Source organism: Alterinioella sp., from assembly GCF_058343375.1.
In genome coordinates this window covers 1-20,333 of record NZ_JBTUJH010000095.1, presented here as the reverse complement: position 1 = coordinate 20,333, position 20,333 = coordinate 1, and the positions used below count along the sequence as shown (strand labels likewise).

The following is a 20,333-nucleotide window of genomic DNA, read 5'->3' as shown; positions in this document are numbered from 1 at the left end:
CCGGTCGACAGGTCCAGCCAGCCAGCGCGCGCGCCGCCATAGCGGGCAATCGCTGCATCAATGCCGCCGCCATGATCCAAAACCATCAAAAAGGCTCCTCCGTCCGCATCAGAACGGTAAAAGCCGATTTTCAACCCGCCTGCAATGGCTCGCGGCCATGCGGGGCGGTCCAGTCGATCACCGGGTTGATCGGGATGATCCGGTGCGGATTGATGCTGTCATGGCTGTAGTGATAATGCCGCACGATATGGTCAAAATGCACCGTGCCCGCGACGCCGGGCCATTGATACAGTTCGCGCGCATAGGCCCAGAGGTTGGGATAATCGATCAGCCGCGCCCGGTTGCATTTGAAATGCAGGTGATAGACCGCGTCAAACCGGGCCAAAGTGGTGAACAGCCGCCAATCGGCCTCGGTTATGCGGCTGCCGGTCAGATAGCGGTTTTCAGACAGGATGCCCTCGACCCAATCCAGCGCATCAAACAGCGCCGTCACCGCCTTGTCATAGGCCGCTTGCGTGGTCGCGAAACCCGCCTTGTAGACGCCGTTATTGATGTCGGAATAGACCCGTGCGTTGATCTCCTCGATCCGGGGCCGCAGATCTTCGGGGTAGAAATCCTGGGCATCGCCGGTGAGGCCATCAAAGGCCGAATTGAACATGCGGATGATCTCGGCGCTTTCATTCGACACGATGGTGCCGGTCTGCTTGTCCCACAGAACCGGCACCGTGACCCGGGTGGTGACCTCGGGGTCAGATTTGATATAGATATCGCGCAGAAACCGTGATCCGAACAGGCGGTCACCGGTTGCGCCGGGGAAATCCTCATCGAAGGTCCAGCCATCGGCCAGCATGTCGGGATGCACCACGGATAGGCCGATATGATCCTGCAACCGCTTCAGGGCGCGGAAAATCATCACCCGGTTGGCCCAGGGGCAGGCATGGCTGACAAACAGGTGATAGCGCCCAGCTGCCGCGTCAAAGCCGCCGATGCCGCTTGGCCCGGCGCGGCCATCGGGCGTTATCCAGTTGCGAAACTGTGCCGCCTGACGTTTGAAAGATCCGCCGGAGGATCTGGTGTCATACCATTGATCGTGCCAGATGCCATTTTGCAGAAACCCCATGTCGCGCCCCTCATGCATTGCTGCGTCATAGATAGGCGGTGCAGCAGAGCAGAGAAACCCATTGATGCGCAGAGGCCCCGCGCGCAGATGCACAATCAGGCCGCGTCACGCCGTCGGGCGCGGAAACTTTCGGCCTTGGCCCGGTTGCCGCAGCGCGACATCGAACACCAGCGCCGCCCGACGCCGCGGCCCTGATCCAGAAACAGATGCGTGCAGCGGCGGCATTCGCGCAGCCGCGAAAACCGGTCGGACCTGAGCAGATCCTCCATCGACAGCACCACCAGATCATGCGGCCGGGCCAAAGGTCCGGGCCGTGTCATCAGCCCCTCGGGCGTGATCTGCAGATCAGCCTCGGCCATCACTGATTTCAACGCCGTCGCCAATGTCAGACCATCCTCGCGCGTCGGATTGCGCCCTGCGGCAAGCGCAGAAAACGCGGGCCAGGCGGCTTCGCGCAGGCGCAGCATGGCCTGCAACTGGCTGTCATTGATGTCCGACCGGATGGGCAGGCCCGCCGCGGTCAGCAAGGCCTGCAATTCCGCCGCATCGGAAAAACTGTTCTGCGCGCGTGATTTGCCGTCATCGGCCACCGTGTTCAGGAAACAGAGAAACGGATGCCCGGCACCCGGCTCAGTGCGCAAAGCCGTTTTTGTCATCGAAAACCTGCCCTCGGTCTTTTTTCATATATTTGTAACCATCGTGGCGCAGCATGGGTGGCAAGTAAAGCAGGCGGGCATGGCGATCGGCAGCAGTTTGCCCATTTCGGCCACTGTGGCGATTATGCGACGTGCTGCAACGCGGCGGTGGGGTATGCGTTGACCGAATCCCTATCGCCCTCATCTATCTCTTTACCGATTGCACAAGGAAACCCGATGTCCGACTTTCTGCCCAAAGAGGTGCTGGAGGGGCTGCATGCAGCCCGCCGCAAGGCTGAACGCAAGCGCAGCCGCCGGTCGGTGCATATCGGCGATGATGTGTTCCCGATTCTGAGTTTCGCCGAGGAAGGCTTTGCGCTGGATGTCGAACATGCGCCGCAATTGCGCGGGCTGGTCGATATTTTCGAGGGGCCGAAACACCTGTATCAGGCGCTGATCGTGGCCTCCGAGCGCGAGGGTGACATGATGCGTTATGAATTCAAGCGCAACACCGTCGCCACCGATCGGCCAGCGTTGGATTTCTATCAGGAACATGAGGTGCCAATCGCGCTTCTGGACAGTTCCGAAGCCTGAAAGGGGCCTTTGCCAATTTGTTGTTGTGCGGGTTGGCGGACATAAGCGCGCCGCAACAAAGCATGGGCTGATCGCGGATTATGGTGCCGCAAAAACGGGGGCCCTGACATGGGGCAGGGCGGTCTCTTTTGCGCAACCAGTCGCGGGATTCTCAGGGCATTGATCCGGGGCGCGCTGCCCGGCTATGATCCGCCGATGCCGGGAATATTTCAGAGAAAATCACACCGCCGCCGCTGCTGCGTGCCGCCAATCCGGTGTCGGAGTTTCGCATGATGTCTGCCGCCATGGTCGAAACCCAGATACCGCCCCGCCGGGGTTTCGCGCGGATGGCACCATGATCTCGGTCACCCGCGACACGTTCCGATTGGCCGAGGTCTTTACCATCGCGCGCGGCAGCCGGACCGAGGCGCAGGTGCTGACGGTGCGCGCCTTTGCCGGCGGTGCCATGGGATGGGCCGAATGCGTGCCCTATGCGCGCTATGGCGAAACCCTGGACAGCGTTACCGCCCAGATCGAAACCCTGCCCGAGGGCATCACGCGCCAGGATCTGCAAGACGCGTTGCCGGCCGGGGCCGCCCGCAACGCGGTTGATTGCGCCTTGTGGGATCTGGCGGCGAAACGCAGCGGCACTCCGGTCTGGCAATTGGCCGGTCAGCCTCGGCCCCGACCCCAGGTCACAGCCTTTACGCTTTCGCTCGACAGCCCTGAAAACATGGAGAAATCCGCCGCGAAACAGGCCCATCGCCCGCTGTTGAAAATCAAGCTGGGAAGGCCCGATGACATGGCCCGGCTGGAGGCGGTGCGGCGTGGTGCGCCGGCCGCCAGGATCATCGTGGACGCCAATGAGGGCTGGACGGCGGAGGTTTATTCCGATCTGGCCCCGCATCTGCTGCGTCTTGGCGTGGCGATGGTGGAACAGCCGCTGGCCGCCGGGCAGGACGGGCTGCTGGCCGAGATCGCGCGGCCCCTGCCGGTTTGTGCCGATGAAAGCTGCCATGACCGCGCCAGCCTGGCCGATCTGGCGGGCAGATACGACATGGTGAACATCAAGCTGGACAAGACCGGCGGGTTGACCGAGGCGCTGGCCTTGCGCGATGCGGCGCGGGCGCATGGCTTTGGCGTCATGGTGGGCTGCATGGTGGGATCATCGCTGGCGATGGCCCCGGCGGTTCTGGTGGCGCAGGGGGCCGAGATCACCGATCTGGACGGGCCGCTTTTATTGGCCGAGGATCGCGCGGTGGCGCTGAGCTATGACGCGGCGGGGGTGCATCCGGCTCCGGCGGAATTATGGGGGTGAACTGCCGGTGGTTACGGCCTAACGCACTGATTTCATAAGCAGATCAGCGGCGGATTCAATCTCGATCAGCGGCAGGTGGCCCTGGCAGAACTGATCGAGATAGCCAAACAGACCGGCCGCAATCAGCCGCGAAAGGCGGTCGGCATCGGGGTGATTTTCGGCCCGCAGCTGGGCCCGGATTTCGGCCTCTGCGATGGTTCGGATCAGCGGCACCTCGCGCGCCAGCGCGAGCAGAAGACGCGCCTGTTTCGGGTCATTGCGGGCCAGCGTCAGGACGTGGCCAAGGCAGGTGCGCAGCCGCCTGTAGCCTTGCGGAAGGTCATCAAATCCGGTCACGAAAACCGCCGCAGCCAACTGTGATGCGCCATCGGTGATACTGGCCAGAACCGATGCGACATCAGGAAAATAGCGGTAGAACACGGTGCGCTTGATATCGGCGGCGGCGCAGATCGTCTGCACCGATATGGCGGCGCGGCCATCGCGGGCAAACACCGTTTCAGCGGCACCCAGAATGCGGGCGCGGGTCCGGTTGCCCTTGGCGGTGAAATCTTTGTCTTGGGGCTGGGACATGGTGATAAATGACATAGCTGTCATTTATAAATGACGCAAGTGTCACTTTTTAATGACGCAAGTGTCACTTTTATGGCCGGGCCCGGGCTTGACCCTGCCGCCGGGCTGACCGAATACGGGAATGATCGGCAAAAAGGAGCGCCCGCCATGACCCGCATTGTCTATGTGAACGGAGAATACCTGCCCGAAACCGAGGCCAAAGTGTCGATCTTTGATCGCGGCTTTCTGTTTGCCGATGGCGTTTATGAGGTGACCTCGGTTCTGGGCGGAAAGCTGATTGATTTCGACGGCCACGCGGCGCGGCTGGCGCGGTCGCTGTCAGAGCTCCAGATGCGCAACCCGACCGACAGGGACAGCCTGCTGGAGATCCACCGCCAACTTGTGGCGCGCAACAATATCAGCGAAGGGTTGATCTATCTGCAGATCACCCGCGGCAGCGATGGCGACCGCGATTTCGCCTTTCCGGCCGAAGATGTGGCCCCCACCATTGTCCTCTTTACGCAGGCCAAGCCGGGGCTGGCCGAAAACCCCGCCGCCAAGACCGGCATCAAAGTTATTTCGATCGAGGATCAGCGCTGGGGGCGGCGCGACATCAAGACGGTGCAATTGCTGTATCCGTCGATGGGCAAGATGATGGCCAAGGCGGCGGGCTGCGATGATGCCTGGATGGTCGAGGATGGCGCGGTGACCGAGGGCACCTCGAACAACGCCTATATCGTGACGCAGGACGGCACCATTGTGACCCGGCAATTGTCCAACGACATTCTGCACGGTATCACCCGCGCCGCCGTGCTGCGTTTTGCCCGCGAAGCGCAGGTGAAGGTGGAGGAACGCCCCTTTACCATCGCCGAGGCGCAGGCCGCGCGCGAGGCCTTCATCACCTCGGCCTCAGCCTTTGTGATGCCGGTTGTGGAAGTGGACGGGAAGCCGGTGGGCGATGGCAAGGTGGGGCCGATGGTGGCGCGGATGCGCGAGATCTATCTTGATGAAATGCGCAAGGCGGCGGTCTGAGCCACCGGCACCGCGACAGGTGTTGCAGCAAGAAAAAAGGGAGCGCCGGAGCGCCCCCTTCGGGTCTGGATCAGGCGGCCGATCTGCGGCGCGACCTGTTGTGCTTGCGCGGGCCGGATGGTGCGGAATTGGCCGGTTTTCCTTGCGGGCCACGCCCGCCGCCGCCACCGCCGAAGCGACGCCCACCGCCGCCACGTTTTTCCGGTTTGACCTCTTCGGGTTTGCGCCCGCTGCCGACCGGAATAGTCACCTTCATCACCTTTTCGATCTGGTTCAGCAGGCCGATTTCCTCGGCGCAGCAAAAGGCGATCGCTTCGCCATCCTTGCCGGCGCGCGCGGTGCGGCCAATACGGTGCACGTAATTGTCGGGCACTTCCGGCAGGTCGTAATTATAGACCGTGCGGACATCGGGAATGTCGATGCCGCGCGCCGCCACATCGGTGGCCACCAGGATCTTGACGGTGCCATTGCGAAAGGCCCCGATGGCGCGGTCGCGTTGACCCTGGCTTTTATTGCCATGGATCGAGGTGGCGTTGAACCCGTCGGCGACAAGGCCCTTCATCAGCTTTTCGGCACCGTGTTTGGTGCGCGAAAAGACCAGGCTCAGCGCGTCGGGGTGGCGGCGCAGCATTTCGCGCAGTTTGGTGGGTTTTTCGCCTTTGGGGACGAAATGGATGCTCTGGGTGACCTTGTCGGCGGCCTTGCCCGGCGGGGCGACCTGCACCCGGCGCGGGTTGGTCAGATAGGCGCGTGACAGTTCCTCCATATGTTTTGGCATGGTGGCCGAAAACAGCATGGTCTGACGCGGCGTGCCCAGTTCGGGGGCGATCCGGCGCAGCGCGTGGATGAAGCCCATATCGAGCATCTGGTCGGCCTCATCCAGCACCAGAAACTTGGCCTGGTCCAGCCGCACGGCGCGGCGGTCCATCAGATCAATCAGGCGGCCCGGCGTGGCGACCAGAATGTCGATGCCATGGGCCAGAAACCGGATCTGGTTGTTGATGGATTGGCCGCCGACAACGGTGCCGACCTTGAGCCTTGATCCCTTGACATAGAGCTTGAGGTTTTCGGCGATCTGGTTGACCAGCTCGCGGGTTGGCGCAAGGATCAGGGCCTTGACCGTCTTGGGGGCCGGGCGGCCCGGGTCCTTCAGCAGCATTTCGGCCAGCGGCAGGCCGAAGGCGGCGGTTTTGCCGGTGCCGGTCTGGGCCAGGCCCATCACATCATGGCCGGCCAGGGCCAGCGGGATGGCCTGATTCTGAATCGGCGTGGGCTGGTCGAAGCCTGCGGCCTTGATTGCAGAAAGCAGGGTCGGCGACAGGCCGAGCATATCGAAGTCGAACAAAATATATCCTTTCCGGCGCGAGGTCGCGCTCGGGGTATGAAAAAGCAGTGCCCTGACAATGTCAGAGCCGCGGAGGGTGCGGTCGGGATCTCACGAAACGGGCCTGTCCCGTTTTGCCGTCCTGACCGTCAGACCCTGCGTGAGGGGGGCTGGGGGAATTTGGTGGCCTGTCTGCGCCCGACAGGGGCGCGCTGCTCACGCGGCAGGGCAGGCTTGTGGCAACACATGTGTGCAAACGCAGCATAAGTCAAGCATGTTGCCCTTTCCCTTGCCCGCAACCTGCTCTATGTGGCGCAGGTTCCCTGACAAAAAGGACCAGGATCATGGGCTACAAAGTTGTTGTCGTCGGCGCCACGGGGAATGTGGGCCGCGAAATGCTGAATATTCTGGCTGAACGCCAGTTCCCGGTGGATGAGATCATCGCCCTTGCCTCGCGCAAATCGCTGGGCACGGAAGTCAGCTTTGGCGACAGCACGCTCAAGACCAGGGATCTGGATATTTTCGATTTCACCGGCTGGGATATTGCGCTGTTTGCCATCGGATCGGACGCGACCGCGAAATACGCGCCCCGGGCGGCCAAGGCGGGGTGCATCGTCATTGATAACAGCTCGCTCTATCGCTACGACGCGGATGTGCCGCTGGTGGTGCCGGAAGTGAACCCGCAGGCGGTGGAGAATTATTACAAGAAGAACATCATCGCCAACCCGAACTGTTCGACCGCGCAGATGGTGGTGGCGCTGAAGCCGCTGCATGACCGCGCCACGATCAAGCGGGTTGTGGTGTCAACCTATCAATCGGTCAGCGGTTCGGGCAAGGGCGGCATTGATGAGCTGTGGGACCAGACCAAGGGCGTGTATGTGCCGGGTCAGGGGAAAGCCCCCGCCAATTTCACCAAACAGATCGCGTTCAATGTGATTCCGCATATCGACCTGTTCCTGGACAGTGGCGACACCAGGGAAGAATGGAAGATGGCCGCCGAGACCAAGAAGATCGTCGATCCATCCATCAAGGTCACCGCCACCTGCGTCCGGGTGCCGGTTTTCGTGGGCCATGCCGAGGCCATCAACATCGAGTTCGAGGAGTTTCTGGACGAGGATGAGGCCCGCGATATCCTGCGTGCGGCACCGGGTATTCTGGTGGTCGATAAACGCGAGGATGGCGGCTATGTCACGCCGGTCGAATGCGTCGGTGATTTCGCCACCTTCATCAGCCGCATCCGCCAGGACGTGACGATTGATAACGGCCTCAACCTGTGGTGTGTCAGTGACAACCTGCGCAAGGGTGCGGCGCTGAACGCGGTGCAGATCGCGGAAACGCTTGGCAATCGGGTGCTGAAAAAGGGTTAGCGCCTCTGTTTGAATTCGATCGCTTACATGACCGAACGCAACTTCGCGTTAAGGTCTTTCGGGTTATGGACGAAATGTTGCTCAGGTCTTGTCGAGTTCGTATTTTGCCAACATGTCTGAAGGCCACGTGATCAGCCTCCGGTCTCGACCAGATCCTGCAAATTGGCCAGCCCGGCCTCAAAATCGGGCCCGACCAGGCGATCCATCATGAACCCCATCCAGCGCCCGATCGGGCTGAGCCCCATATCGGTATTCAGCCCCCAGGTGACCTGCGTGCCGCCCGCGACCTCTGCCAGGTCGATCCAGGATTGGGCGGAGCCGCTTTCGCCGAAATCGAGCAGCGTGGTGACGCGTTGGTTTGCGATGCTCTCGACGATCTCCTGACGGCCATTGCCGGCCGCATCGACCTGGGATGTCCAGACCATGACATTGCCCACACCCTCAGACGGCCCCGCAAAGGTGACCGACACATCGGGGCCACGCATGATCCAGGGCGACCATTCGGTGCTGCGCTGCAGGGAATTGACCAGCGGAAAGATCGTCTCGGCTGCGGCGGCGATGGTGATCTGGCGTTCCACGATCACATGGCGGGGCAGCAGATAGGCGATGATGACGAAACCCGTGACCGACACGAAAAGGCCAAGGGCAAGGGTCTTGAAAAAGCGCATGCGGCAGGCTCCGGGGTTGCATTCCGGCCAGCCTAGCACGGATTGGCAAGGGCGCGGCAAGGGCCGCGTCAGGACCGCCCGATCAGGGTGAAATCATCGTCGTCGGGCGGGGGCGCGCCGGATTTCCGCCGGTCTTGCCTGGAAACTGTCCTGTGATCCATGCCGCGATTGCATCTCCGCCGATGCCGGCCAGTTCCGGGCTTTACAACTGGCCCGCCGCAGCTAACGTGGCGCGACCTTTCGGTGCCCGCCCTGGCGGGAGAATCGGGAACGCGGTGAGATTCCGCGACGTGCCCAACGCTGTATGGGGGACTGCCGGGCGACGCCCACTGGCCACAGGCCGGGAAGGGGCCCGGGCGGGGTGAACCCAAGTCAGAAGACCGGCCGGGAGGGATGGCGCGGGCCGCGCGGAGGGCGGCAGGCGTATTTGCACCATCCAAGGGGAATCCGATGGACAATACTACCCCCCGGCTGCCCGAATCCGCAGCCTATGATCTGGCCACAAGAGAAGCAATCTATCGCACCATCCTCAACCGCCGCGACGTTCGGAGCGATTTTCTGCCCGATCCCATCGCGCCCGACCGGCTGAGTCGGGTTCTGCTGGCCGCCCATCACGCGCCTTCGGTCGGGTTTATGCAGCCCTGGGATTTCCTGCTGCTGCGCGGGCAGGAAACCCGGCAGAAGGTCCATGACATCTTTGTCCGGGCCAATGCCGAGGCGGCAATGATGTTCAAGGGCGAGAAGCGCGATACCTATCGCGGCCTCAAGCTCGAGGGTATCCTTGAGGCCCCGCTCAATATCTGCGTCACCTGCGACCGCAGCCGGGCCGGGCCGGTGGTGCTGGGTCGCACCCATATTCCGGTGACGGATCTGTTCAGCTCGGTCTGCGCGGTGCAGAATCTCTGGCTTGCGGCCCGGGCCGAGGGGCTGGGGGTGGGCTGGGTCAGCATTCTCGACAATGACGCGCTCAAGGCCGTGCTCGGGCTGCCCGAGGAGGTGATCCCGGTCGCCTATCTCTGTGTCGGTCATGTGCGCGGGTTCCGCGACAGGCCCGATCTGGAGGCCGCGGGTTGGCGGCGGCGTCAGCCGGTGACCGATCATGTCCGTTACGAGCAATGGGACAATACCGGCACCGATTCCGCCCTAACCGCGCGGCTGCGTGACGATCAGGATGCAATCGAGGCGGGGCGGTTTTTGTCCCGGTCGCTTGGCTGACCGGGACGGGGCGCGGACGCAAGCGGGGCTACAGCGTTTTGCGTTTTACCTGAGGCGGAGTATCACTCTGGCGGGCGCGGCAGCGGTGTGTGAAACAGCTGCGTTCGGCCCGCCAGGGGGGGTCAATTGCAAACGCAAAGCGCCTTACACTTTCACAAAGGCGCTGGCCGCCGGATCATACATTTCCAGCTCGCCGCTGGAGATGTCGGTCCACAGGCCATGCAGGCTGAGCCGATCCTCGTCGACGGCCTGGGCGATGAACGGAAAGCTCATCAGGTTTTCGATCGAGACCAGCACGCTTTGCTGTTCCAGCGTGTATTGGCGCAGGGCCGGGTCCTTGATATCGGCGGTTTCTTCGCAGGCGGGGCGCAGGATATCCATCCAGCGGCCGACGAAACTGTCATGTTCCTCCAGCTCGGGCGCGTTGCCTGAAACCATGTTGATGCAGCCCTGAACGCCGCCGCAGCCGGAATGGCCCAATACAAGAATATGGGTAACCTTCAACGATTTGACAGCATATTCCACGGCGGCGGAGGTGCCGTGATGATCGCCGTCGGGCTCATAGGGGGGGACCAGATTGGCGATGTTGCGGTGGATGAAGAATTCACCGGTTTCGGCCCCGAAGATCGAGGTCACATGCACCCGGCTGTCACAACATGAAATCACCATGGCGCGCGGGCGTTGGCCATCTTCGGCCAGGCGGCGAAACCAGGCCTGGTTTTCTACATAGGTAGTAGCTTTCCAGCTTTGGTAGCGGCGGATCAGAAACGCCGGAAGCGGCGCGATGTGGTGCGTCATGGTGTGGTGTCTCCGGTTGAGTGCGACCCACGGAATACCCGGCATTCCATGCAAGTTCGAGCCTTTTCTTGCCCGGATCTCAACGTTTTCTTCAATATGGCGCGTCACAGTGCCGTCAGCCGTGGGGGCGGAAGTGGAGTGGATGATGGAGCTGTCTGTAACCATATTGCAACTGGAAGAACCGGCGCGGTTCAACCCGGACCGGTTGGAACGATTATGCGCCGAGATCGGGGAGCTGCGCGCCGAAGATGAGGTCGCGCGCGCGCTGGAGGTGATCAGCGCCCGTATGCAGGAGATCGAAGCCCTGGACCCGCTGACCGAGGCAGAGGCGCTGGCCAGGCGGCTGCGCGCCCTGATCACGGCGTCGGACCATATCGGCATGGCGACGCTGGCGCGCGTCGGGCGCAATGTGCAGGCCTGTCTGGCGCGCGGTGACGCGGTGGCGCTGGCGGCCACCCATTCGCGGCTGGTCCGGGTCGGTGACCGGTCGATCCACGCAATCTGGGATCTTGAGGATCTGTCGGGCTGATCCGCCTTGCGGTGGCGGCCGGGGACGTTAGGTTGGCAGCTTGTATAGCTGATGACGGACCCAAGATGAGCCCCCGGTTTTCCCCTGACGATCCTGCCGCAATTGCCGTGACCCCGCTGGAGCCTGACGCGCTTGAGGCATATCTGGCGGGCCTGCCAGAGGCCGCCCGCACCTGGATTGCGGGAACCGGGTTTGATGCCGGTCCCGGTGAGGTCTGCGCCTTTCCCGATGCCGCCGGACGCATTGCCGGTGTTCTGGCCGGGCGCGGCGATATGGCGGCGCGGGCGCGCAAACGGTTTGCCCTGGGGGCGGCAATAGCGGGGCTGCCCGAGGGCCTGTATCGGCTGGCGGGCGATCTGCCTGCGGCTGAATTGCACGAGGCCGCGCTTGGCTATCTGTTGGGCCTGTATCGCTTTGACCGTTACAAACCACGCCCCGCCGCGTCAGCGGCGCTGGTCGGCCCCGAAGGGGTCGATACCAGTTTGCTGGAACATGTCGCGGCAGGTGAGTTTCTGACCCGCGATCTGATCAACACGCCAAGTTCGGATATGGGGCCGGGCGCGCTGGAGGTTGCGATGCGCGATCTTGCGGCTGATTTTGGGGCCCGGATCGAGGTGACCCGTGGCGACGATCTGATTGCCGCCAACCTGCCGCTGATCCACGCGGTTGGCCGCGCCTCAGCCAGCGCGCCGCGTCTGATTGACATGCGATGGGGCGATGATGGCCCCGATCTGGTGCTGGTCGGCAAGGGCGTGTGTTTCGACACTGGCGGGCTGAACCTGAAACCGGGGTCCTCGATGGGGCTGATGAAAAAGGATATGGGCGGGGCGGCCACGGTTCTGGGCCTGGCGCGGATGATCATGGGCGCGGGGTTGCGGCTGCGCCTCAGGGTGCTGGTGCCGGCGGTGGAAAACAGCGTCTCGGGCAATGCGTTCCGGCCCGGCGATATCCTGACGGCGCGCAACGGGCTGACCGTCGAGATCAACAATACCGATGCCGAGGGGCGCCTGGTGTTGGCCGATGCGTTGGCGCTGGCGGCCGAGACGCCGCCCGATCTGATGATCTGCATGGCCACGCTGACCGGTGCTGCGCGGGTGGCCCTGGGCCCCGATCTTGCGCCGTTCTACACCGATGATGACGGGCTTGCCGCGGCGTTGGCTGATGCCGGCAAGGGCCACGCCGATCCGTTATGGCGGATGCCTTTTCACACCCCCTATGAGGCGCTGATCGAACCCGGTATTGCCGATCTGGACAATGCGCCCAAGGGCGGCTTTGCCGGATCGATCACCGCCGCCCTGTTCCTGCGCCGTTTTGTCGGCGATACGCGCTTTGCCCATTTCGACATTTACGGCTGGCAGCCTGCCGATGCGCCGGCCCGGCCAAAAGGCGGCGCGGGGCAGGGTGCGCGGGCGATCTTTGCCGGTTTGCAGAAGGGGATCCTGGCATGAGTGATCCACGTATCACCCCATCCAATGGCCGCGTCGCGCATGTGTCTTTGAAGGGCGAGGTCGAGGCCGAGCGGTTCGTCGAAGGCCGCCGCCTGATGGTGCAGCAGCCGATGGCCAATATCACCGACGCCCCGCGCGGGCGGCGGGTCAGCCAGCTGCTGTTCGGTGAGATGTTTCGCGAGCTGGAAACCTATGACGGGTTCAGCTTTGGCCAGTCCGAGCGCGACGGGCAGGTCGGTTACGTGCTGTCGGGTGCCATGGCCAGCCCGGAGGAACCCACCCATTGGGTGACCGCGCCCGCCACCCATCTTTATCCCAAGGCGCATCTGAAAGTGCCGCCCGAAGTGTCGATCTTTTTCGGCTCGCCGGTCAAGGTGGTGGCCGAACGCGACGCGCATCTGCGTATCCATACCGGCCATTTCATCCCGCGCCCGCATCTGCAGCCGATCAAGGCGCGGTTCGCCGATCCGGCCGGTGTGGCGGATCTGTTTCTGGGCTCGCCCTATCTGTGGGGCGGCAACAGCCGCTGGGGGATCGATTGTTCCGGCCTGGTGCAGATGGCGCTGTTGGCCTGCGGCATCCCCTGCCCGCGCGATGCCGATCAGCAGATGACGCTGGGCCGCGACCTTTTTCATGGTGAGCCGCTGGTGCGCGGCGATCTGGTGTTCTGGGATGGGCATGTCGGGTTCATGGCCAATGACCGAATGCTGCTGCATGCCAATGCGTTTCACATGTCGGTGGCCTATGAGCCGCTGAAAGACGCGGCGGCGCGGATTGAGGAGTCCGGTGGCGGGGCGATCACGGCGCGGCGGCGGCTGTTGAAGCCGGATGGTTGAGGGGGGCGAGGGATCGGCGCGCTTTGTGCGGCCGACCGGTGCGAGGGGGCTGTCTGCCCCCTCGCGCTCCCCCGAAGGTATTTGGACCAAGATGAAATGGAAGGACGGGCCTGAGCCTGCGATCACTTTACGGCGCGGATCAGTTTGCGTTCCAGCACGCGCAGAACCGTTGGCAGCGATTGGCCGCGTTTCAGGATCTGGCCATCCATGCCGATGACGGAATACTGCCCCTGCCGCAACGCCAGCTTCGGGCGCTTTTCGATCCGGTAGATCGGGTGTTCGGCGGTGCGGCGGAAGATCGAGAACACGGCCACGTCGCGCAGGTGAGAGATGCCGTAATCGCGCCATTCGCCCGCCGCCACCATGCGCCCGTAAAGCGTCAGGATCGCGCCCAGTTCGCTGCGGTCAAAGGCGGTTTGTTCGGGTGCATGGAACGACCCGCCAGCCTGAAAATGCATCACCATCGGGGTCAGCTTGGCCCTGTTTCCGGCCCAAATCAAGCATTGCCACCATATTGCCTGAAAGTTGCCCGGGGAATGCCGCGCGGCCTCCCTGATCCTGCCGTTTGGGGCCGTCATACCGGGCCCTGTAGTAATGAGCATAGTCTCACCCCGGCGGAGCGGTTTCTTGCCCCCATCCAGTCCGAGCCGCCGGGGGCTACACATCCCCTCAGAACCGGAATCCTCACGGCGGCCTTATCGGCGGCGGTTCGCCCGGGATTGGCGGGTGTGACATCGGGGATTGCCTGCGCGCGGCGCGCCCATGTTAGGCTGGCGCTACCGATCAACTGGAATTGGAGGTCCAAGCCCCATGTCCCGTCACATCATCGACAGACCCGAAAGCCGCGAAACATCACGCCGGGCCGCGGAATATATCAAGCATGAGCGCAAGCAGATCCCGAGCGAGGCGACCAAGCTGCTGCAACGCCGCCCGCGCAGCCGGACCGATCAGAAAAGGGTCGAGGAGTTTACCCGGATCGAGCGGCGGAAATAGGCATTTCTCAGAAAACCTGCATCCCTTGACGCTGCCTGAAATCAAAGATTTCAACGCGGTTCAAGCGATGCATGATGTCTCAGGTATTCCGATAAGTGCTTTCGGCGCGGGGGTTATTCCCGCACCAGTTTCTCGTAGCCATCCGAGATCTCGCGGGCCAATGCGCCAACTTCGAAATTGTAATCGCCGATCTGGCCCACCGGCGTGACCTCGGCGGCGGTGCCGGTCAGCCAGCATTGCTGGAAACCCTCCAGTTCGCCGGGTTCGATATGGCGCTCGATCACCTTGATCTGGCGGTCCTTCAACATGCCGATCACCGTCTGCCGGGTCAGGCCGTTGAGGAAGCAATCGGGCAGCGGCGTGTGCACCTCGCCATCCTTGACGAAGAAGATATTGGCCCCCGTCGCCTCGGCCACAAGCCCTCGATAGTCGAACATCATGGCGTCGGAGCAGCCCTTTGCCTCGGCGGCGTGTTTCGACATGGTGCAGATCATGTAAAGCCCCGCCGCCTTGGCGTGGCAGGGGATGGTTTCGGGGCTTGGGCGTTTCCATTTCGAGATGTCGAGCTTGGCCCCGCGCGTCTTGGCGTCGCCGTAATAGGCCCCCCATTCCCAGGCGGCCACCGCCATGCGGACCGGGTTGCGCGACGAGGCGACGCCCATATCCTCACCGGCACCGCGCCAGGCGACCACGCGCACATAGGCATCGCTCCAGCCATTGGCCTTGAGCACGTCATATTTGGCCTGCTCGATCTGTTCGATCGTCCAGGGGATCTGGAAATCAATCATTTCGGCGGAGCGTTTCAGCCGTTCGGAATGGTCAACCGAGCGGAAGATCTTGCCGTTATAGCAGCGTTCGCCTTCGAATACCGAGGAGGCATAATGCATCGCATGGGTCAGGATATGCACATTGGCATCGCGCCATGGGATCAGGTTGCCATCCATCCAGATGGAGCCATCGCGGTCATCATAAGCTGCGCTCATCTCATTTTCCTTCGGCACGAGATCGCTGTCAATTTCGGTTTGTTGCGCAAAATAGGGCCACACCGGACATAATATTTCGCCAAACCCGCCATTTGCTAACAATTGATTCTTGGAAAGTCAACAAGGCTGACATAAACTGTGGTTTCAGGAGAACGACCGGGAGGGGCGCGGACATGTCTGAGAGAGGTGCGGCAAACACGGCGTTCAGCGGCGAGAGTCTGCTGTTTCTGACCGATGAGCAGCTCAGGCGCGGCATCGAGGCGATGTTCTTTGCCTATCGCGGGTTCACCGCCGACCCCGACAAGATCCTGCAAAGCCAGGCCTATGGCCGGGCCCATCACCGCGCCATTCATTTCATCAACCGCAGCCCCGGCACCACGGTCAACAACCTGCTGACGATATTGGGCGTGACCAAGCAGTCGCTGAACCGGGTGCTGCGCACCCTGGTCGAGGATGGTCTGGTCGAAAGCCGGGTCGGCACCCGCGACAAGCGCGAACGGCACCTGTATCTGACCGAGGAGGGCACGGCGCTGGAACGCGCCCTGTCAGATGCGCAGCGCCACCGGATGCGGGCCGCATTCCGCGCCGCAGGGCCCGACGCGGTGGTCGGATTTCGCACCGTTCTGGAGGCGATGATGGACCCCGAACTGCGCCGCCAGTATCTGGCGACCACGGGGGGTGAGCCATGAATGATTCCGGGAACGAACCCTCGGCCCATCTGCTGATTGTCGATGATGATGAACGTATCCGGGGCCTGTTGCAGAAATTCCTGATCCGGAACGGGTTTCTGGCCTCGGCCGCACGCGATGCCGCCCATGCCCGCCGGTTGGTGGAAGGGCTGGAATTTGATCTGATCGTGCTGGATGTGATGATGCCGGGCGAGGATGGCATCAGCCTGACCAGATCGCTGCGCGATGAAATTGCCACGCCTATCTTGCTGTTGACCGCACGCGGCGAGGCCAGCGACCGGATCAGCGGGCTGGAAGCGGGGGCTGATGATTATCTGCCGAAACCGTTTGAGCCCAAGGAACTGCTGCTCAGGATCAACGCCATCCTGCGCCGGATGCCGGTCTCGATCGAGCCGCAGGGCACGCCCAAGGTGCTGCATCTGGGGGCCATCCGGTATGATCTGGAACGCGGCGAGATGTGGCATGGGCCCAACCCGGTGCGCCTGACCGCGACCGAGGCGGCGCTGATGCGGATCTTTTCGGCCTGTCCGAATGAGCCGGTCGGCCGGGCGCAACTGGTCGAGGAACTGGGCCGCGACAAGGGCGGCGGCCCGGCGCAAAGCCAGGAACGCGCCGTCGATGTGCAGATCACCCGGCTGCGGCGCAAGATCGAGGCCGACCCGAAACAACCGCGTTACCTGCAAACCGTGCGCGGGGCGGGTTATATGCTGGCACCGGATTGAGATCATGACGATATTGATGACGAACGCAGCGGGTCTGGATCACCAGATGCCGCCGGGCCACCCGGAACAGATTGCCCGGCTGGAGGCGATCAATGCGGCCCTTGATGGTGCCGAATTTGGCGGGCTTGACCGGCGCGAAAGCCCGATGGCCGAAGATGCCGATCTGCTGCTGGCGCATCCGCAGGCCCATATTGATGCGATCCGTGATGCCGCCCCGGAGACCGGGCTGATCGGGCTGGATGCCGATACAACCATGTCGCCGGGCACATTGGAGGCGGCGCTGCGCGGTGTTGGCGGCTGTCTGGCGGCGGTCGATGCGGTGCTGTCGGGGGAGGCAAAGAATGCCTTTGTCGCCACGCGCCCGCCGGGCCACCATGCCGAAAAGACCCGCGCCATGGGGTTTTGCCTGTTCGGCAATGTGGCGATTGCCGCCAGGCATGCGCTGGAACGGCACGGGCTGGACCGTGTTGCGGTGGTCGATTTCGATGTGCATCACGGCAATGGCACGCAAGACCTGCTGTGGGATGAGGACAGGGCGCTGTTCATCTCGACCCATCAGATGCCGCTTTATCCCGGATCGGGCGCGGCCAGCGAACGCGGGGCCTGTGATAATATTATGAACCTGCCGCTGGCCCCGGGATCGGGCGGGCAGGCGATGCGCGATGTCTTTACGGCCCGCATTCTGCCCCGGTTGGAGGATTTCGCGCCCGAGCTGATCCTGATTTCCGCCGGGTTTGATGCGCATGCGGCCGATCCGCTGGCCAATCTGAACTGGAGCACCGAGGATTTTGCCTGGATCACCCGCGCGCTATGCGCGGTGGCGGGGCGCGTTTGTGACGGGCGCATCGTGTCGTCGCTGGAAGGTGGCTATGATCTGGAGGCACTGGCCGCGGCCAGTGCCGCGCATGTGAGCGAGTTGATGGGCGCATGAGAACCGCGCTGATCAGCCGTTATGGCGGGCGGCTGGTCTCGACTTTGGAAGGGGGCTATGGTCTGGACGCATTGGCGGCATCGGTTGTGGCATTTATGACAGTTTTGACGGAGCGAAGCGGATGAGCGAGCAGAAGAAGATCGACGAGATGAGCTTTGAAGAAGCGATCCGCGAATTGGAAAGCGTGGTGACGAGCTTGGATCGGGGCGATGTGGCGCTGGAGGAATCGATCGCCCTGTATGAACGCGGCGCGGCGTTGAAGGCGCGTTGCGAGACAAAGTTGAAAGAGGCCGAGGAAAAGGTGGCCCAGATCACGCTGGACGCAGATGGCGCGCCCAATGGGGCCAAGCCGGTCGAAGGGCTGTGACGGTTTGTTTCGCACCGATCTGACAGCGGCGCAGGATGCGATCGGCCGGTTTCTGGCGGCAAGGATCGCGGCGTTGGGAAATGATCGGGTGGTGCAGGGCATGATCTATGCCAGCGCCGGCGGCAAACGGTTGCGCGGGTTTCTGGTATTGCAGGCATCGGCGCTGTTTGATGTGCCCCGCGCCGCCGCAATGCAGGCGGCGGCGGCGGTGGAATGCATGCATGCCTATAGCCTGGTGCATGATGATCTGCCCTGCATGGATGATGATGATCTGCGCCGGGGGCTGCCCACGCTGCACCGCAAATGGGACGAGGCCACCGCCGTGCTGGTCGGTGACGCGTTGCAAAGTTTCGCCTTTGAATTACTGGCCGACCCGGTGACCGGGGAAGCGGCGCAGCGGGCCGAACTGATGCGGACGCTGGCACAGGCATCGGGCGCGCAGGGCATGGTTCTGGGCCAATCGCAGGATATTGCCGCCGAAACCGCCGCACGCCCGCTGAGCCTGGAGCAGATCACCGCCTTGCAGGGCAACAAGACCGGCGCGCTGCTGATCTGGCCGGCGCAGGCGGGGGCCATATTGGGCCGGGCCGATGCCGCGCCCTTGCGGCGCTATGCCAGCGCAATCGGGCTTGCGTTTCAGATCGCCGATGACATTCTGGATATCGAGGGCGACGCGGAAAAGGCCGGCAAGCGGCTGCAGAAAGATGCCGATGCGGGCAAGGCGACCTTCGTGTCGCTGCTTGGCGTGACGGGTGCCAGGGCCCGCGCCCGCGCGATGGTGGCCGAGGCCGAGGCGGCGCTGGACAGCTATGGGGCGAAGGCAGACACCTTGAAGGAACTGGCGCGCTACGTTATCGCACGCGATACGTGACCCAACGCTGCTTTGGAGACTGCCTTGAGCGACCGCCCCGAGACGCCATATCTGGACCGGATCAAATCGCCCGCCGATCTGCGCGGGCTGTCGGATGCCGACCTGACTCGCGTTGCGCGTGATCTGCGTGCTGAAACCATCGCCGCCGTCAGCCGCACCGGCGGCCATCTGGGCGCGGGTCTGGGGGTGGTGGAACTGACCGTGGCGATCCATGCCGTGTTTGACACGCCGCGCGACAAGCTGGTCTGGGATGTGAGCCACCAATGCTATCCCCACAAGATCCTGACCGGGCGGCGGGACCGGATGGAGACCCTGCGCAAGAAGGATGGCATCTCGGGTTTCACCAAACGCTCGGAATCGCCCTATGACCCGTTTGGCGCGGCGCATAGTTCGACCAGTATATCGGCGGCTCTGGGCTTTGCCGTGGCGCGCGATCTGGGCGGCGCGCCCGAGACCGGCGCGGGCGACGCGATTGCGGTGATCGGCGATGGTGCGCTGTCGGGCGGCATGGCCTATGAGGCGATGAACAATGCCGGCCATCTGGGCAAGCGGCTGTTCGTGATCCTGAACGACAATGAGATGAGCATCGCGCCGCCGACCGGCGCGATGTCGGCCTATCTCAGCCGGCTTTATGCAGGCGCGCCGTTTCAGGAGCTGAAGGCCGCCGCCAAGGGGGCGGTTTCGCTGCTGCCGCCGCCGTTGCAGGAAGGTGCGCGGCGGGCCAAGGAATTGCTGAAAGCGGCAACTGTCGGCGGCACCTTGTTCGAGGAGCTGGGGTTTTCCTATGTCGGGCCGATAGATGGCCATGACATGGAGCAGCTGATGTCGGTTCTGCGCACCGTAAAGGCGCGCGCCGACGGGCCGATCCTGATCCATGCCATCACCCGCAAGGGCAAGGGATATGCCCATGCCGAGGGCCGCCCCGATCGTGGCCATGCCAGCGCGCCGTTTGATGTGATCAGCGGGCAGCAGCGCAAACCGGTCTCGAACGCGCCCTCCTATACCAAGATTTTTGCGCAGGCTCTGATCGGCGCGGCCGAGGCCGATGACAAGATCGTCGCGGTGACGGCGGCGATGCCCGATGGCACCGGGCTGGACCTGTTCGCGGAACGGTTTCCCAAACGCTGCTTTGACGTCGGCATTGCCGAACAGCATGCGGTAACCTTTTGTGCCGGGCTGGCGGCGGGCGGGATGAAGCCCTTTGCCGCGATCTATTCGACATTCCTGCAACGCGGCTATGATCAGGTGGTGCATGATGTGGCGATCCAGCGCCTGCCGGTGCGCTTCGCGATTGACCGGGCCGGGCTGGTCGGGGCCGATGGTGCCACCCATGCCGGATCCTATGATGTGGCCTTTCTCGCCAAT

23 protein-coding genes and 1 riboswitch are annotated in these 20,333 nt (G+C 63.1%); of the genes, 15 read left to right on the top strand and 8 right to left on the bottom strand.

Annotated features, from left to right (window positions below):
* Positions 1-130 precede the first annotated feature (130 nt).
* Together ACW8PS_RS13605 and ACW8PS_RS13600 are read right to left on the bottom strand one after the other, a co-directional pair.
* Entirely contained in the window at positions 131-1,120 is a 990-nt protein-coding gene (locus ACW8PS_RS13605) for a glutathione S-transferase family protein (protein ID WP_491528029.1), read from the bottom strand.
* 95 nt (positions 1,121-1,215) lie between these two features.
* Positions 1,216-1,776: a CGNR zinc finger domain-containing protein gene (locus ACW8PS_RS13600; protein ID WP_491528028.1), complete on the bottom strand. Its 561-nt coding sequence runs from the start codon at positions 1,774-1,776 to the stop codon at positions 1,216-1,218.
* Between the two features lie 216 nt (positions 1,777-1,992).
* On the opposite strand from ACW8PS_RS13600, the gene ACW8PS_RS13595 reads away from it, so the two are divergent.
* The gene (locus ACW8PS_RS13595; RefSeq protein ID WP_491528027.1) at positions 1,993-2,349 is read left to right on the top strand and encodes a hypothetical protein; all 357 of its coding nucleotides are present in this window, start codon (positions 1,993-1,995) and stop codon (positions 2,347-2,349) included.
* 334 nt (positions 2,350-2,683) lie between these two features.
* Positions 2,684-3,646, top strand: a complete 963-nt coding sequence (gene dgcA / locus ACW8PS_RS13590) for an N-acetyl-D-Glu racemase DgcA (RefSeq protein WP_491528026.1) — start codon at positions 2,684-2,686, stop codon at positions 3,644-3,646.
* An 18-nt stretch (positions 3,647-3,664) separates the two neighbouring features.
* Here dgcA and ACW8PS_RS13585 read toward each other — a convergent pair whose 3' ends face one another.
* Complete coding sequence (locus tag ACW8PS_RS13585) at positions 3,665-4,216, bottom strand: TetR/AcrR family transcriptional regulator (RefSeq protein WP_491528025.1); 552 nt, start codon at positions 4,214-4,216, stop codon at positions 3,665-3,667.
* A gap of 147 nt (positions 4,217-4,363) precedes the next feature.
* Between ACW8PS_RS13585 and ACW8PS_RS13580 the strand changes: the two genes are divergently transcribed.
* Positions 4,364-5,227: a D-amino-acid transaminase gene (locus ACW8PS_RS13580; RefSeq protein ID WP_491528024.1), complete on the top strand. Its 864-nt coding sequence runs from the start codon at positions 4,364-4,366 to the stop codon at positions 5,225-5,227.
* A 70-nt stretch (positions 5,228-5,297) separates the two neighbouring features.
* Here ACW8PS_RS13580 and ACW8PS_RS13575 read toward each other — a convergent pair whose 3' ends face one another.
* Positions 5,298-6,572 carry a DEAD/DEAH box helicase gene (locus tag ACW8PS_RS13575; RefSeq protein ID WP_491528022.1) on the bottom strand — a complete coding sequence of 425 codons (1,275 nt, stop codon included), beginning with the start codon at positions 6,570-6,572 and terminating at the stop codon, positions 5,298-5,300.
* A 323-nt stretch (positions 6,573-6,895) separates the two neighbouring features.
* On the opposite strand from ACW8PS_RS13575, the gene ACW8PS_RS13570 reads away from it, so the two are divergent.
* Positions 6,896-7,918, top strand: coding sequence for an aspartate-semialdehyde dehydrogenase (locus ACW8PS_RS13570; protein ID WP_491528021.1), 1,023 nt, complete (start codon positions 6,896-6,898; stop codon positions 7,916-7,918).
* Positions 7,919-8,049: 131 nt separating this feature from the next.
* Here ACW8PS_RS13570 and ACW8PS_RS13565 read toward each other — a convergent pair whose 3' ends face one another.
* Positions 8,050-8,586: an SRPBCC family protein gene (locus ACW8PS_RS13565; RefSeq protein ID WP_491528020.1), complete on the bottom strand. Its 537-nt coding sequence runs from the start codon at positions 8,584-8,586 to the stop codon at positions 8,050-8,052.
* 237 nt (positions 8,587-8,823) lie between these two features.
* A riboswitch (cobalamin riboswitch) is annotated at positions 8,824-8,977 on the top strand.
* Between the two features lie 59 nt (positions 8,978-9,036).
* On the opposite strand from ACW8PS_RS13565, the gene bluB reads away from it, so the two are divergent.
* On the top strand, positions 9,037-9,801 hold the full coding sequence (bluB, locus tag ACW8PS_RS13560) for a 5,6-dimethylbenzimidazole synthase (protein ID WP_491528019.1): 765 nt from the start codon (positions 9,037-9,039) through the stop codon (positions 9,799-9,801).
* Between the two features lie 144 nt (positions 9,802-9,945).
* On the opposite strand, the gene ACW8PS_RS13555 is transcribed toward bluB, so the two are convergent.
* Complete coding sequence (locus ACW8PS_RS13555) at positions 9,946-10,599, bottom strand: carbonic anhydrase (protein WP_491528018.1); 654 nt, start codon at positions 10,597-10,599, stop codon at positions 9,946-9,948.
* Between the two features lie 142 nt (positions 10,600-10,741).
* Between ACW8PS_RS13555 and ACW8PS_RS13550 the strand changes: the two genes are divergently transcribed.
* The 3 genes from ACW8PS_RS13550 (at position 10,742) to ACW8PS_RS13540 (ending at position 13,412) form a co-directional block, all read left to right on the top strand.
* Entirely contained in the window at positions 10,742-11,128 is a 387-nt protein-coding gene (locus ACW8PS_RS13550; RefSeq protein WP_491528017.1) for a hypothetical protein, read from the top strand.
* A gap of 65 nt (positions 11,129-11,193) precedes the next feature.
* Positions 11,194-12,576 carry a leucyl aminopeptidase family protein gene (locus ACW8PS_RS13545; protein WP_491528016.1) on the top strand — a complete coding sequence of 461 codons (1,383 nt, stop codon included), beginning with the start codon at positions 11,194-11,196 and terminating at the stop codon, positions 12,574-12,576.
* The gene (locus ACW8PS_RS13540) at positions 12,573-13,412 is read left to right on the top strand and encodes a C40 family peptidase (RefSeq protein ID WP_491528015.1); all 840 of its coding nucleotides are present in this window, start codon (positions 12,573-12,575) and stop codon (positions 13,410-13,412) included. Before ACW8PS_RS13545 ends, ACW8PS_RS13540 begins: the two co-directional genes overlap by 4 nt.
* Before the next feature lie 122 nt (positions 13,413-13,534).
* Here the strand turns inward: ACW8PS_RS13540 and ACW8PS_RS13535 are convergent, their stop codons facing one another.
* Positions 13,535-13,876 (bottom strand): DUF2794 domain-containing protein, encoded by a 342-nt coding sequence (locus tag ACW8PS_RS13535; protein WP_491528014.1) that lies wholly within the window; start codon positions 13,874-13,876, stop codon positions 13,535-13,537.
* Between the two features lie 346 nt (positions 13,877-14,222).
* On the opposite strand from ACW8PS_RS13535, the gene ACW8PS_RS13530 reads away from it, so the two are divergent.
* Entirely contained in the window at positions 14,223-14,405 is a 183-nt protein-coding gene (locus ACW8PS_RS13530) for a hypothetical protein (RefSeq protein WP_491528013.1), read from the top strand.
* 113 nt (positions 14,406-14,518) lie between these two features.
* On the opposite strand, the gene ACW8PS_RS13525 is transcribed toward ACW8PS_RS13530, so the two are convergent.
* Positions 14,519-15,388 carry a branched-chain amino acid aminotransferase gene (locus ACW8PS_RS13525; RefSeq protein WP_491528012.1) on the bottom strand — a complete coding sequence of 290 codons (870 nt, stop codon included), beginning with the start codon at positions 15,386-15,388 and terminating at the stop codon, positions 14,519-14,521.
* A 173-nt stretch (positions 15,389-15,561) separates the two neighbouring features.
* On the opposite strand from ACW8PS_RS13525, the gene ACW8PS_RS13520 reads away from it, so the two are divergent.
* From ACW8PS_RS13520 to dxs, 6 genes are all read left to right on the top strand, one after another.
* Positions 15,562-16,077, top strand: a complete 516-nt coding sequence (locus ACW8PS_RS13520; protein ID WP_491528011.1) for a MarR family winged helix-turn-helix transcriptional regulator — start codon at positions 15,562-15,564, stop codon at positions 16,075-16,077.
* The gene (locus ACW8PS_RS13515; RefSeq protein ID WP_491528010.1) at positions 16,074-16,799 is read left to right on the top strand and encodes a response regulator; all 726 of its coding nucleotides are present in this window, start codon (positions 16,074-16,076) and stop codon (positions 16,797-16,799) included. The genes ACW8PS_RS13520 and ACW8PS_RS13515 overlap by 4 nt, the downstream gene beginning before the upstream one ends.
* 4 nt (positions 16,800-16,803) lie before the next feature.
* A complete protein-coding gene (locus tag ACW8PS_RS13510; RefSeq protein ID WP_491528008.1) occupies positions 16,804-17,730 on the top strand; it encodes a histone deacetylase family protein in 927 nt (308 codons plus the stop codon).
* Between the two features lie 121 nt (positions 17,731-17,851).
* Positions 17,852-18,097 carry an exodeoxyribonuclease VII small subunit gene (locus ACW8PS_RS13505; RefSeq protein WP_491528007.1) on the top strand — a complete coding sequence of 82 codons (246 nt, stop codon included), beginning with the start codon at positions 17,852-17,854 and terminating at the stop codon, positions 18,095-18,097.
* A 4-nt stretch (positions 18,098-18,101) separates the two neighbouring features.
* A complete protein-coding gene (locus tag ACW8PS_RS13500; RefSeq protein WP_491528006.1) occupies positions 18,102-18,968 on the top strand; it encodes a polyprenyl synthetase family protein in 867 nt (288 codons plus the stop codon).
* Between the two features lie 24 nt (positions 18,969-18,992).
* On the top strand, positions 18,993-20,333 hold a 1,341-nt coding region (gene dxs / locus ACW8PS_RS13495; protein WP_491528005.1), incomplete at its 3' end, for a 1-deoxy-D-xylulose-5-phosphate synthase.